This is a genomic window from Paraburkholderia lebeckiae, assembly GCF_014201005.1.
GTDB classification, from domain to species: Bacteria; Pseudomonadota; Gammaproteobacteria; order Burkholderiales; family Burkholderiaceae; genus Paraburkholderia; species Paraburkholderia tuberum.
In genome coordinates this window covers 88,178-100,429 of record NZ_JACHDK010000010.1, presented here as the reverse complement: position 1 = coordinate 100,429, position 12,252 = coordinate 88,178, and the positions used below count along the sequence as shown (strand labels likewise).

The 12,252-nt window shown below is 61.6% G+C and carries 12 protein-coding genes; 10 read left to right on the top strand and 2 right to left on the bottom strand.

What is annotated here, in order from left to right; genetic code table 11:
• Positions 1-63 precede the first annotated feature (63 nt).
• The 3 genes from HDG39_RS20510 to HDG39_RS20500 all read left to right on the top strand — a co-directional run bounded on the left by HDG39_RS20510 (position 64) and on the right by HDG39_RS20500 (position 2,215).
• Complete coding sequence (locus tag HDG39_RS20510) at positions 64-939, top strand: LysR family transcriptional regulator (protein ID WP_184008113.1); 876 nt, start codon at positions 64-66, stop codon at positions 937-939.
• 187 nt (positions 940-1,126) lie between these two features.
• Positions 1,127-1,765, top strand: a complete 639-nt coding sequence (locus tag HDG39_RS20505) for a LysE family translocator (RefSeq protein ID WP_184008111.1) — start codon at positions 1,127-1,129, stop codon at positions 1,763-1,765.
• Between the two features lie 99 nt (positions 1,766-1,864).
• A complete protein-coding gene (locus HDG39_RS20500; protein WP_184008109.1) occupies positions 1,865-2,215 on the top strand; it encodes a hypothetical protein in 351 nt (116 codons plus the stop codon).
• 222 nt (positions 2,216-2,437) lie between these two features.
• On the opposite strand, the gene HDG39_RS20495 is transcribed toward HDG39_RS20500, so the two are convergent.
• Entirely contained in the window at positions 2,438-3,172 is a 735-nt protein-coding gene (locus HDG39_RS20495) for an IS6 family transposase (RefSeq protein WP_184008107.1), read from the bottom strand.
• 260 nt (positions 3,173-3,432) lie between these two features.
• Between HDG39_RS20495 and HDG39_RS20490 the strand changes: the two genes are divergently transcribed.
• The 6 genes from HDG39_RS20490 (at position 3,433) to ugpC (ending at position 10,001) form a co-directional block, all read left to right on the top strand.
• Positions 3,433-4,215: an inositol monophosphatase family protein gene (locus HDG39_RS20490; RefSeq protein ID WP_184008105.1), complete on the top strand. Its 783-nt coding sequence runs from the start codon at positions 3,433-3,435 to the stop codon at positions 4,213-4,215.
• A gap of 304 nt (positions 4,216-4,519) precedes the next feature.
• Positions 4,520-5,752: an ABC transporter substrate-binding protein gene (locus HDG39_RS20485; RefSeq protein ID WP_184008103.1), complete on the top strand. Its 1,233-nt coding sequence runs from the start codon at positions 4,520-4,522 to the stop codon at positions 5,750-5,752.
• A gap of 32 nt (positions 5,753-5,784) precedes the next feature.
• Positions 5,785-6,654, top strand: coding sequence for a carbohydrate ABC transporter permease (locus HDG39_RS20480; protein WP_184008101.1), 870 nt, complete (start codon positions 5,785-5,787; stop codon positions 6,652-6,654).
• Positions 6,655-6,704: 50 nt separating this feature from the next.
• On the top strand, positions 6,705-7,505 hold the full coding sequence (locus HDG39_RS20475) for a carbohydrate ABC transporter permease (RefSeq protein ID WP_260328132.1): 801 nt from the start codon (positions 6,705-6,707) through the stop codon (positions 7,503-7,505).
• A 107-nt stretch (positions 7,506-7,612) separates the two neighbouring features.
• Entirely contained in the window at positions 7,613-8,818 is a 1,206-nt protein-coding gene (locus tag HDG39_RS20470) for a porin (protein ID WP_184008099.1), read from the top strand.
• Between the two features lie 91 nt (positions 8,819-8,909).
• Positions 8,910-10,001, top strand: a complete 1,092-nt coding sequence (gene ugpC, locus HDG39_RS20465; protein WP_184008097.1) for a sn-glycerol-3-phosphate ABC transporter ATP-binding protein UgpC — start codon at positions 8,910-8,912, stop codon at positions 9,999-10,001.
• Positions 10,002-10,026: 25 nt separating this feature from the next.
• On the opposite strand, the gene HDG39_RS20460 is transcribed toward ugpC, so the two are convergent.
• Positions 10,027-11,046: a LacI family DNA-binding transcriptional regulator gene (locus HDG39_RS20460; protein WP_184008095.1), complete on the bottom strand. Its 1,020-nt coding sequence runs from the start codon at positions 11,044-11,046 to the stop codon at positions 10,027-10,029.
• Positions 11,047-11,322: 276 nt separating this feature from the next.
• Here HDG39_RS20460 and HDG39_RS20455 point away from each other — a divergent pair, with 276 nt between their 5' ends.
• Positions 11,323-12,192, top strand: a complete 870-nt coding sequence (locus HDG39_RS20455; protein ID WP_260328108.1) for a phosphatidylinositol-specific phospholipase C — start codon at positions 11,323-11,325, stop codon at positions 12,190-12,192.
• The last annotated feature ends 60 nt before the right edge of the window (positions 12,193-12,252 follow it).

The window sequence follows — 12,252 nt, the reverse complement described above, 5'->3', positions numbered from 1 at the left end:
AATAAAAATGTTGAGAAACGATATATATTTGATCTGACCATCACCAAAATCGATTGATCGATCATGCTCAGCGAGTTGAAAACCTTGATTGCCGTCAGCCAGTACGGCACGTTCTCCGGCGCGGGCGCGCGCATCGGGCTCACGCAATCGGCCGTCAGCGCGCAAATGCAGCGGCTCGAACAGGAACTCGGCTTTCAGCTGTTCGACCGCACCGGCCGCTCTGCGACGCTCAACGAGGCGGGCCGCGAAACGCTCGCGCTCGCAGAGGAAATGATGACGCTCTATGCGCGGCTCTCCGAGCGCAGCGGCGGCGCCGCCGAAAGCGGCATGCTGCGGGTCGGCGCGATCGCGTCCGCGCAGGTGTCGCTGCTCACCGACGCGCTCGCGCGCTTTCGCGACGACCGTCCCGGCTGGCGGATTCGCGTGGTGCCGGGCGTGTCGCTGGGGCTGCTCGGCCAGGTCGACTCGGGCGAGCTCGATCTGGCCGTCATCATCAAACCGCCGTTCGCGCTGCCGTCGGAACTCGAATGGCGCACGCTCGTCGCCGAACCGTTCGTGCTGCTCGCGCCGAAAAAGCTTGCGCGCGGCGGCCGCTCGTGGCGCGAACTGCTGCGCAGCGAGCCGTTCATCCGCTACGACCGCGCGTCGTTCGGCGGACGGCTCGTCGACCGTTTTCTGCGGCGCGCGCGCCTTGGCGTGCGCGATGCGGTCGAGCTCGACGAATTGCAGGCGATCGTGCAACTGGTCGCGCGCGGCATGGGTGTCGCGCTGATTCCGAATACGGCCGGGCTCGGCAAATGGCCAGCGAGCGTCGTCGCACTCGAACTCGGCGATGCGAGCTTCGAGCGCGAGATCGGGCTCGTGCTGCGGCCGCGGCATAGCCGGCCGATGGTCGCCGATGCGTTGGCGGAGTGTATTGCGAGCGCGACGCACGGTTGAGCGCTTTGCACGCCGCATTCGATGCGAGTTCGCTCCGGGTTCGCATCGAGTGTGCTGCCATACGTACGCGCAACTGTATCTGTGAGTCGCGCGCGACGGCGCGCACAATCGTTGCTTCATTCAACCGGCTGTGTGGCGCGTTGCAGTGCATTGTCGAACACGCGCTCCGCCCTTACATTTGCCCGCCATGATCGCCAGCCCTCTGCTCACCGCCGATGTCCTGATCGCCTACAGCGCCTATTTCGTCGGCACCGCGAGCCCTGGGCCGAGCAATCTCGCGATCATGTCGCTCGCGATGAGCGCGAGCCGACGCGCGGCACTGGTGTTCGCGCTCGGCGTGGTGTCGGGCTCGTTCTCATGGGCGCTGCTCGCGTCGCTCGGGTTGTCGGCGGTGCTCGCCGCCTACTCGGAATGCCTCGTCGCGATCCGGATCGCGGGCGGCTTGTATCTGCTGTGGCTCGGCTTCAAGTCCGCACGCTCGGCGTGGAGCGGCGGCAAGCCGGCCGCGATCGCGGCGCGCGTCCACGAACCGCTCGGGCGACTCTATCTGCGTGGCCTTTTGCTGCATCTCACGAATCCGAAAGCGGTGCTGGTGTGGCTGTCGATCGTGTCGCTCGCGATGTCGCCGGTACACGGCGCCGCGCACGTGACGCCGGTCGTGCTGGGCTGCATGGTGATCGGCGCGACGGTATTCAGCAGCTACGCGGTGCTGTTTTCGACGGCGTCCGCACGCCGCGTCTATACGGCGATCCGGCGCTGGCTCGATGGCTCGCTCGCGGTGATGTTCGGAATTGCGGGGGTTAAATTGTTGACGTCGAAGAGTTGAGGTGGGTCGGGCGCGTCTGGGTCGCCCGAGGCCGCGCTCTGCGATACTGGCGGTTCGGCTCCATCAACGACGGCTGCTAGCGCACCCACCTACGCAACGATGAACGGCAACGACCACGACGCACCTTCTTCCAACCAACGCTCGCCGCTGCAAAAGCGGCTCTATCTCACCGGCGCGGCGATCCTGGTCGTCAGCCTGATCGCCGCGGTGCTCATCTACGTGAGCGTGCCGCCGCCCGATAGCGCGGTCGCGATGTACGGCATGATCGATCCGCGCTATCAGATCGAGCTACAGCAGATCGGCGGCAACGCGGCGGTACTGATGGCGCAGTTGCATCAATGGTTCGATAGCTTGTGGCACGGTGTCAGGCTCGCTTATACGGTCGCGGCGCTGGGCGCCGCGCTCGCGGCTGGCTGCATTTTCATCGGCCATTTTTTCGCGGACGATTGAGTCGCGAGGCGCTCGCATCGAGGCGGCGCGCGTCAAGCAGGTTGTCGCCTCACTCATGCAGCCAGAGGCTGTTTATTTGCGCCGATCGACGCCATCTCAACGACTGAGTCACGTTCGGGGTTAAGCGTCACGGCACCAACCGGTGTCCAGTTGCGCGTGTGACACGACGGCGCTGTCAACTTACGTGACATCATCGATACCGATTACGCAAGACATTGCGACTCAGAAAGTATTCGACGGATTTTGGGCGAGTTCGGCGAATTCGCGCCATGCAACGAACCGGGCTGCGAGTTGTTTGCGATAAAGCGCCGCGCGCAGCAGGTGCCGCTTGAGCGCGAAGTGTTGCCGGATCGGCCCGAAGCACGAGAGGAATTCTTGCGTGCGTTTCGGGTCGCGAAAGCCGCGCATGCGACGCTCGCGTTCGCGCGTTGGTTGGTGGCTATTCTCCGCGCGGTTGTTCACGCGCGCGGCCGCTTTAACGAACACATGCTTTACGTTCACCAACTCTGGAATTTCGGCCTTTGCGGCCGGATAACTTCGCAACTGGTCGGTGACGATCTTGCGCGGCACAGGGCTGGAACGCAGCACACGCTGGAAGAACCGTTTGGCTGCGGCCTTGTCGCGCCGCTTTTGCAGCAGGATGTCGAGTTCGGCGCCGTGCTCGTCGACCGCTCGCCATAGCAGATATGGTTCTCCACGAAGCGTGACAAACATTTCGTCGAGATGCCATGTACTACCCGGCTTACGCCGCGCCGCTTTCGCGCGATGAGCAAAGCCTTTACCAAACTTGTCACACCAGCATCGGATCGTCTCGTAGGTCACGATCACGCCACGCTCGAAGAGCAGTTCCTCGATGTCGCGCAAGCTCAACTGGAAGCGGAAATACCATCGAACAGCGCAGCTGATGACCCCAGCCGGAAAACGGTGACCGTGATAGAGCGATTTCGATTTTTTCATCGCATCATCTTATCCGACGAGCCTCGCAACCTGACAGTGCCGCCCGGTTCGTTGCATGGCGCGAATTCGCCGAACTCGCCCAAAATCCGTCGAATACTTTCTGAGTCGCAATGTCTTGCGTAATCGGTATCGATGATGTCACGTAAGTTGACAGCGCCCTCCTGTGGACTTGCACTTGACGTTGACAGCCGATTACCTAAACTGCGTTACTTTTTACTTCGGGGCCGTCATGGCTGCCACCATTTATAAGGACGTGGTTCATGTGCGATACAACGATGCAGTTACGATACCTGTCCGCCTGTGCAATCGCGCGCGAAGCGGGCAATCTGATGCGCACGCGTTTTATTGAGCGCAACGGCGTACAGGATCTGACCTTCAAGGGCCCGCAGGATTATCTGACTGCAACCGACGGCGACGTCGAGCGGCTGATCGCTCGACGTCTGGCCGCGGCGTTCCCCGACGACGACTTCTTCGGCGAAGAGAGCGGTGGTGCTTTAGGCACGAACGTCTGGGTGGTCGATCCGATTGACGGTACCTCAGAGTTTGCGCGAGGCGTCCCACACTTTTGCGTGTCGATCGCGTTCCTGCGCGATGGCAAGGTCGAGATTGGCGTGCTCTTCGACCCGATGCGCGATGAGCTGTTTGCGGCCTGGCGCGGAGCTGGCGCGACGTTGAACGGGCAACCACTGCGCGTCAGTAAGATCGATGATATCGCGCGCGCAAGCGTCGAACTTGGCTGGTCCTCGCGCGTGCCTTACGGGCGTTACGCCACCGTCCATGCGCGGTTGCACGCTCTCGGGGCCGGTGTGACCCGGCGAGGCTCGGGTGCGCTCGGGCTTGCCTACGTCGCGATGGGTCGCCAGGACGCCTATTGCGAACTGCACATCAACGCCTGGGACGCGGCAGCGGCCATTCTCCTCGTGGAGGAAGCGGGCGGCTGGGTCAATGACTTCCTGACCGCAGAATGTATGGTGCAAGGCAATTACGTCATCGCCTGCCCCCCGGCGCTGCGCGATGTGCTGGAGCAGGCAATGGACGCGTGAACGCCAGAAATCTCCCTGTGCATCCTGACACGCAATTGTCACGCTTGATCGCGGATAATTCGCCTTACTATTTCTTTGCAGTTCATTGCACACGTGTGCAACAGCGTGGCCGCATGTTCGTTGGAACCAGGCGGGCAGGGGCAATGCTGGACGTGTTCTGCCGCTCGATGCCATCGGGATGGCGCCGGTCTCGAACTGAAGCGGGGAAGCAGTGACCTGTTGTCAGGGACCCCGTAAATTTCAACCATTCGGATGGGCCCTGGTAGCCGGTCTGTCCAGAGTCATCACTTACCTGAGAGAGCAAATGAAGGTGCTTACCTGTTGGCGCGCGTTTTCGGTGGCAGTAGCACTGTCCGTTGTGGCGTTGGCTGCCGATGCGGCGGACCTCGTGATCGCGGGGCGCGGCGACATCTACGGGCAGGGTCTTGCGCAGGCGGTCGCCGGCTACAGGAAGCTGCATCCGGATACCGATATCGAACTGCTGAAGTTACCTAACAATAATCTGTACCAGAAGTTGAAGCTCTCCATGCGGGAGCGCACGGGCGCCTACGACCTCGTGATGATGGACGACACGTGGACGCCCGAGTTCATCGCCAACGGTTGGCTGAAGCCGCTGTCCGAAGCGCTTGCCGACGCGGACATGGTTCAATCAACGGTTGCGCTTGGCCGTGCCCCGTCGGGTGGGTTGTATGCATTGCCGATCGTCGGAAATGTCGAAATGTTCGCGTATCGCAAGGACCTGCTCGCGAGCAGGGGCCTGCAACCACCACACAGTTGGGACGATGTACTGAAGATTGCGCGCACCACCGGCGCAGACAAAGGCGTCTCGGGTGTCGTGTTCCGTGGCACGAAGGGCAACCCGGTCGTAACGGGCTATCTGCCGATCCTGTGGGCGTACGGTGGCGATGTGGTCGACGCTGGCGGCAAGGTGACGATCGACTCGCCGCAGGCGCTGGCAGCACTGAGGATGCTGATCGCGCTGAAGGCGGCCGCGCCCAAGGATGTCGACGTATACGGAGCAGCCGAAGTGCGCGATGCCTTGCAGAGGGGCGTAGCTGCACAGGCCATCGAAGTCTGGCCCGCATGGATTCCTGCGCTGGATGACCCGTCGAAATCGCGCGTGGTCGGCCAGATTGCATTGCAATCTCCGCCGGGGCAGGTGAAAGGTCCGGCCCCCATGCTCGGTATCTGGCAAATGGGGATTCCGAACGATGCGCCGCATGCGAACCGCGCAGCAGATTTTCTTGCGTATCTGACTTCGCCAGCTACGCAGGCGCAGCTGGCAACGCTCGGCATTCCGCCGACGCGTAAGAGTGTCTTCGCCAACCCGGCACTTGTCAGGCAGTACCGCTGGTATCCGGATCAGCTCAAGGCGCTCGAAGCGGGCCGCGCGCGGCCGCGGGTGAAGGGCTGGCAACAGATCGAGGCGATCCTAGGCGATTCGCTCCAGCTCGCGCTGACGGGACAGGTTGCGCCAGATGTCGCACTGCGGCAGGCTGCGCAGAAGATTGCACTCGTGCTGCCTGTGTCCGGATGATCAACATGCAACTGAACGCTTCAGGTTCGCTCATGTGCATACTGCGTCGGCACTTGCCGCTGATCGTCCTGGTGAGTCCGGCTATGGTGGTGCTCAGCGTGCTCGCGCTGTACCCGGTGGCGCGGGTCGTGATTGACTCGTTCTACGACATCGATTACGCCTCCGGCCACCGGACGCTCATCGGTTTCGCGAACTATCGCGCGGTTGCTGCGGATGCCGGGTTCGGCGCGAGCTTCCTGAACACGCTGGAGTTCACGATCGTCGCATCGATCGCCGAAGTCCTGCTCGGGCTTGGCCTCGCGCTCCTGTTCGCGCACGCGTTTCCGGGCCGCAAGATCGCGTTGCCGCTTGCCATCCTGCCAATGATGCTCTCCACGCTTGTGTGCTCGGCCATCTGGCGCAACTGGCTCAACTACAGCGGCTTTCTCAACGCGTTGTTGGCGGCACTGGATCTGCCGCCCGTGCCCTGGCTGTCCAGTCCGCACCTCGCGCTCTGGTCGCTGATTCTCGTCGACGTGTGGCAGTGGACTCCCATGGCATTTCTTGTGATTCTCGCCGGCTTGCAGTCGCTTCCGCGCGAGCTCGCCGAAGCGGCCCGCACCGACGGAGCAAGTGAGTGGCAATGCCTGTGGCACATCACGCTGCCGCTCATCGCGCCGCACATCATGCTCGCGCTGCTGCTGCGCTCGATCGATACCTTCAAGCTGTTCGACAAGGTTTACGCGTTGACGGGTGGTGGCCCGGGAAACGCGACCCAGACACTTTCGACCTACATCTACGACACGGGTTTTCGCTTCTTCAACGTCGGACCGGCCAGCGCGGCTGCCGTGTTGATGCTTGCCACGTGCGCCGTTCTTGTCTCGGGGTACATATGGAAATCAGCCGTGAAACGGGGTACGTGATGCGAGCGTTGCGCGGTTTCCCATTGGCGCCGGTTGCGCGAGGCTCGCTTATGCTCGGGATACTCCGGCTTGGCGCACTCGCGGTCCTGCTGTTGCCCTGCGTGTGGATGATCAGCGCGGCGTTCATGCCGACCATCGAGCGCCTTGATCATCCACTCGCGCTGTTGCCTTCCGCCCCAACGCTAACCCACTTGGTGACAGTATGGCAGAGCGGCATCGACAGACAGTTGCTCAATTCGGTACTTGTCGGGCTTGGAGCGACGCTACTCTCGCTCTCGCTCGCATTCCCGGCCGCGTATGCACTCGTCCGGCTGCGCTTTCCGGTGCGTCTGGACCTGCTATTCCTGGTCCTCGTGCTTGCGCTCAAGCTGATGCCACCGATCACGGTTGCCGTGCCGCTCTTCTCGCTGGCGAAGTGGCTGCATCTGCTTGATTCGCAGTTCGGGCTGATGCTCGTTTATCAGGTCTACACCCTGCCGATGGCGATCTGGATGCTGTTGCCGTTTGTGCGCGATGTGCCCCTGGAGTGCGAAGAGGCGGCAGGCCTTGATGGAGCCAGTCTCGCGCAGCGCATCGTGTTCATTGTGCTGCCGCTTTGCGCGCCGGGATTGATTGCTACGGGCATCTTCGTGTTTATCACCGCGTGGAACGAATTCCTGCTTGCGTTGCTGTTCGTTTCGTCCCCGAGCCGCTTCACGCTACCCCTTGCCATCGCGGCATACGTGACTGAGAACGGTATTGACTGGGGTGAGTTGATGAGCGCCGGGCTGATCGCATCGCTACCGACGCTGATGCTCGCCGGCTATGTCCAGCGATACCTGCTGCGTGGCTTCACGGGCGGGTTGAAGTGAGCACTGGATAAAGCGGAAGTCGCCGACACGGTGATGGCGGTGGCGCGGGAGCCAGGTGAGTTGCTTTTTTAGCTTGTAGAAGTAGAAACTTAAATCAGGACGCCAAAATGAAAGACGGCATCAAGGTAGTTCTCGCATTTGCGGGGCTGGCGGTAACGTCGATGTCTCACTCCCAGACGAGTGTTACCCTCTTTGGCGCGGTGGACAATGGTATTGCATACCAGAGCAGCAGCACGTCGAGAGGGGCGACCACGGGCGGCCGTTCCGCCGTAACGATGACAAACGGTGCGTGGGCTGGAAGCCGCTTTGGTTTGAAAGGGGCAGAGGATCTTGGCGGTGGCACAACGGCGATCTTCCAGCTCGAGTCGGGCTTCAACAGTCAAAACGGCCAGGCGCAATTCGCAGGAGGTATCTTCACACGCCAGGCGTTCGCTGGTCTGGCAAATGAGAACTATGGCTCGCTTACCTTCGGCCGCCAGTACACGTCGTATTACCTGCTGCTCTCACCGTATAGCCCGACGAAGTACCTCACCGGCTTTTTTGGCGCCCACCCGGGTGACATCAATTCGCTCGACACCACTTTCCGCGCGAACAATTCGGTAGTCTATACGTCTCCGGGAATCAAGGGTTTCACGTTCGGCGTGTCATATGCGCTGGGCGGGGTCGCTGGCGCGTTCAATAGCGGCTCGACCTGGAGCGCGGCAGCGCAGTACCTGAACGGTCCGTTTGGCCTGGCTGCAGGCGTGCAGCGTGTCAATAACGCCACGCCGGGAGGCGGTGCCTGGGGTGCGGGTTCCACCGCGAATTCGGGCGGTCAGCCGGGTCTCTCCGCGCTCAACAATGGCTACGCGACCGCGCAGGCGCAACAACGTATCGCGGTGACGGGCGGCTACAGTTTCTTCCCCGGGTGGGACGTCTCGATGTCGTACTCGAACGTCCAGTATGTGCCAGGTGTGGGTTCGTCGTTCCAGCAGAAGGCGATCTTCAATACAGCGGGTCTCGTGCTGCACTGGAAGCCGGGGGCGGCGCTGGATCTTGCTGGCGGCTACAGCTACACGCGGGCGACCCAGGCGAACGGCATTCACCATGCGGCCCGGTATCAGCAGATTTCGCTCACGCAGTTCTACAGCCTCTCGAAGCGCACTGGCCTCTACTCGGGCCAGGCATATACGCGTGCGAACGGTCAGACTCTCGGCTCCGACGGCGTGCAGATCATCAATGCGACGGCCACCGTGGGAGACGGCTTTAACGGCACGCCGTCGTCCTCGGGCAGCCAGGTCGTGGTGGGCGCAGGCATCCTGCACCGCTTCTGATGATTCCGGCTGCCGGGTCCTGCGCATTCGCCGTGCACCTTTGTGATACCCCGTCGGCCGGCGTTCAAGTTCCAGTCCGGAGATAGAACAGATGTCCACACTTGCATTTCGTTCGGTTGGCAAAACCAGACAGTCTGCGCATCAGGTGCTACATGAGATTGATCTCGACGTGGCCGACGGCGAATTCGTCGTCCTGGTCGGGCCATCGGGCTGCGGGAAGTCGACGCTGCTCAGGATGACTGCAGGACTCGAGTCCGTGACGACGGGGCAGATCCTGATCGGTTCGCGTGTCGTCAACGACGTGCCTTCACAGATGCGTGACGTGGCGATGGTGTTCCAGAATTACGCGCTCTATCCGCACATGAGCGTGGCGGAAAACATCGCGTTCGGCATGAAGATGCGCGGCACGCCCCAGGATTTGATCCACCGGCGCATCCACGAGACTGCGCGCATGCTGTCACTGGACGCGCTGCTCGAGCGCAAGCCGGGCGAGCTCTCCGGAGGGCAGCGCCAGCGTGTCGCGATGGGACGGGCGATTGTGCGCGAGCCGCAGCTTTTCCTGTTCGACGAGCCGCTTTCGAACCTGGACGCGCGCCTGCGATCGCAGATGCGTGTGGAGATGCGCAGCCTCCATGCACGCCTTGGCACGACAACGCTGTATGTCACGCACGACCAGGTTGAGGCGATGACGCTTGCTCAGCGCATTGTCGTACTCAACCAGGGGCGGATCGAGCAGATCGGCACGCCAGCGCAGATATATGACAGGCCGCAGACTGTTTTCGTGGCGGGCTTCATGGGCGTCCCAGCGATGAACCTACTCAAGGGGCAGCTCGCGGCGGACGGCCGCACCTTCAAAGTCGACGGCGTGGCCAATGGGAATATCTGCGTAGCCAATACTCCCGTGCACCGCTTGCTTGTGCCAGGGCACCCCTACGTGTTGGGCATTCGCCCCGAACACATTCTGGCAGGCGGCGTCGAAGGCGGCTGCACGACACGGCTACCGGTGAAACTGTGCGAGATGCTCGGCGCGGACAATCTGGTGTTTGGCGCGTGGGGTGGGCAGGAACTGATCGTGCGTCTGCCATATCAGCAGTGCGTCGTGCCGGGCGACGCGATCGATGTACTACTGCCGCCCGAGCGGCTGCACTTCTTCGACGCCGGTACAGGCCACCGTGTGGGTTGACGTCCACCCGGTGGCACGACACTGGCTACGTACAGCTCCTGCGCACGAGTACCTCCACTGGCACGACGCGCGTACGTGATTCGCCTGAAAATGCGTTGATCCGTTCGATCAGCATCGCGATTGCCGCATTGGCCAGGCCCGTCGTGTCCTGCCGGATCGTTGTCAGCTGATAATTTTCGTAACCGGAGGCAGGGATATCATCGAAACCGATCACGAACAGATCACCGGGCACGCGCAGGCCATAACGATGCCGTACCGTATCGATCAGTCCAAGCGCGAGCAGGTCCGACGAGCAAAACACGCCATCGGGGCGCGGCTTGCCACGGAATATTGCATGTGCGGCGGCGACTCCGGATTCGTAGGTATCGGACCTGCTTGTGTGCGTTGTGGCATGCAACGTCCCTCCCGTGACAAGTGTTTCCACGGCGCGCGTAAAGCCTTCCGAGCGCGCCTTTGCGCTGAAGCTCGTCTTTGTTGGCCCGACGAAGACGAGACGCCTGGCTCCCGCGTTCGCCAGCATGAGAACCGCGGAAGAGGCGCCGGCCTCGTTGTCGCTCAAGACCATGTCGGCGCCAGGCAGGTTCACGGCGCGGTTAATCATTGTCACCGGGATGCGGTGGTCAAGATACTGACGTGCGAGGCTGACCGGCGGCGACGCCGAAGTCATCACGATGCCCGCGATGCGATAGCTCAGCAGCATCTCGAGCGACTGGCTGATCTGGCGCGGATCTTCAGCGTTCAGCACGAGCGGCGTCAAGGCATGCCGGCTCAGCCCGGAGATGATCTGCGCGAGCAGTTTCGTCCGGAAGGGATTTTCGAAGCCGGCCGTGACCACGCCGACCATGCTGCTGCGCTGCATGATCATTTCTCGCGCTATCAGGTTGACCTGATAGCCGAGGGCACGGGCTGCCCGCATCACGCGCTCGCGTGTTTCCGGTGCGATGCTAGCGGTCGGCGAAAAGGCGCGCGATACGGCAGAACGCGACACACCGGCGTGCTGTGCAACTTCGGCGGCGGTGACCCACGGTGTTTGTTTCTGCGACATGTCTTAGCGGGTAAATGCAAACAAGGCTGGCTTATTGCAGCTTGCATGATCAAGAGGACGCGAGGTGCGCATCGGGCAACATATAACGGAAGAAAACAATTTCAGCGGAGCGCGCAGTGCAACGCCACTGTACAACCAGAAAACGGGCCGTCTGCACGCGGCATGTGCGTACCCGCTTCAGTGCGATTCATGCCGGGGTCGAGTCCAGTACCCCCGCAATATAACCCATCACCCCCGATGAACACTTACCTTACCGAAGCTTCGACGGCTTGCTGGATGTCGAACCTTTCCGATGATCTCGCGCTGAACCACATGACTTTGCCGGGCAGCCACGACAGTTGTGCATACACGATCGAGGATCCGCTCGCCAAAACGCAGGGCGCAACACTGGCCGAGCAACTGGTGCATGGCGTGCGGGTACTCGATATTCGCTGTCGGCATCAGGGAGACGTTTTTCACATCAATCACGCGCGCATTGCGCTTGGCCTGATGTTCGAGGATGTGATCGCCGCCTGCGCTGCGTTTGTGGCACAGCATCCCGGCGAATGCATCATCATGTCTGTGAAGGACGAATGTGGTTCCCAGGACTGCACACGCAGTTTTGAACAGACGTTCAGGTCGTACGTCGCGCACCATGCGAGGTTACGCTGGTATCTGGGCGACACGATTCCGTGTCTGCGCGAAGTGCGTGGCTCAATTGTTCTTTTGCGGCGCTTCGCCAGCGAGTCCCGCTTGGGAATTGATCTGTCCGCATGGCCCGAGAACGACACGTTCGAGTTAAACCTGCCAGGTGCTGCCTTTACCATCCAGGACGAATACCGTGTCCCGGTACGGGCATCAATTGACTATAAGTATGGCGTGATCGAAGCACTACTCAGTCACACTGGACGAAGCAGTATTGGGCGCTGGGTCATCAATTTCTGCAGCGGCACCGGGATGGGCGCCAACCCACGGGTGGTGGCCTGTGGGGACAACCAGCGGCGCGGTATCAACGACATGCTGGCCGAGCGCCTCACCAGTCACGATGGACCGTGCGGAACCGTGATGATCGACTTCTGTGAGTACGCGGACTGGGCACTCGTTCATACGCTAGTGGTGTGCAATACGAACCAGCGCCTGGGCAGACAGTCGCTGACGGACTCCTGAGCAACACAAAAATCGTTGATTTCATGTTATTTCCATTTTCCCGCTCTACGATTGGAACGG

What these genes read in the sequence shown, in the direction of transcription:
- HDG39_RS20500 (WP_184008109.1), top strand. Translation starts at nt 1,865, where the DNA reads ATGAACGGCAACGACCACGACGCACCTTCTTCCAACCAACGCTCGCCG.
- HDG39_RS20510 (WP_184008113.1), top strand. Translation starts at nt 64, where the DNA reads ATGCTCAGCGAGTTGAAAACCTTGATTGCCGTCAGCCAGTACGGCACG.
- HDG39_RS20460 (WP_184008095.1), bottom strand. Translation starts at nt 11,046, where the DNA reads ATGTCGCAGAAACAAACACCGTGGGTCACCGCCGCCGAAGTTGCACAG.
- HDG39_RS20480 (WP_184008101.1), top strand. Translation starts at nt 5,785, where the DNA reads ATGTGCATACTGCGTCGGCACTTGCCGCTGATCGTCCTGGTGAGTCCG.
- HDG39_RS20455 (WP_260328108.1), top strand. Translation starts at nt 11,323, where the DNA reads ATGTCGAACCTTTCCGATGATCTCGCGCTGAACCACATGACTTTGCCG.
- ugpC (WP_184008097.1), top strand. Translation starts at nt 8,910, where the DNA reads ATGTCCACACTTGCATTTCGTTCGGTTGGCAAAACCAGACAGTCTGCG.
- HDG39_RS20485 (WP_184008103.1), top strand. Translation starts at nt 4,520, where the DNA reads ATGAAGGTGCTTACCTGTTGGCGCGCGTTTTCGGTGGCAGTAGCACTG.
- HDG39_RS20475 (WP_260328132.1), top strand. Translation starts at nt 6,705, where the DNA reads ATGCTCGGGATACTCCGGCTTGGCGCACTCGCGGTCCTGCTGTTGCCC.
- HDG39_RS20490 (WP_184008105.1), top strand. Translation starts at nt 3,433, where the DNA reads ATGTGCGATACAACGATGCAGTTACGATACCTGTCCGCCTGTGCAATC.
- HDG39_RS20470 (WP_184008099.1), top strand. Translation starts at nt 7,613, where the DNA reads ATGAAAGACGGCATCAAGGTAGTTCTCGCATTTGCGGGGCTGGCGGTA.
- HDG39_RS20505 (WP_184008111.1), top strand. Translation starts at nt 1,127, where the DNA reads ATGATCGCCAGCCCTCTGCTCACCGCCGATGTCCTGATCGCCTACAGC.
- HDG39_RS20495 (WP_184008107.1), bottom strand. Translation starts at nt 3,172, where the DNA reads ATGAAAAAATCGAAATCGCTCTATCACGGTCACCGTTTTCCGGCTGGG.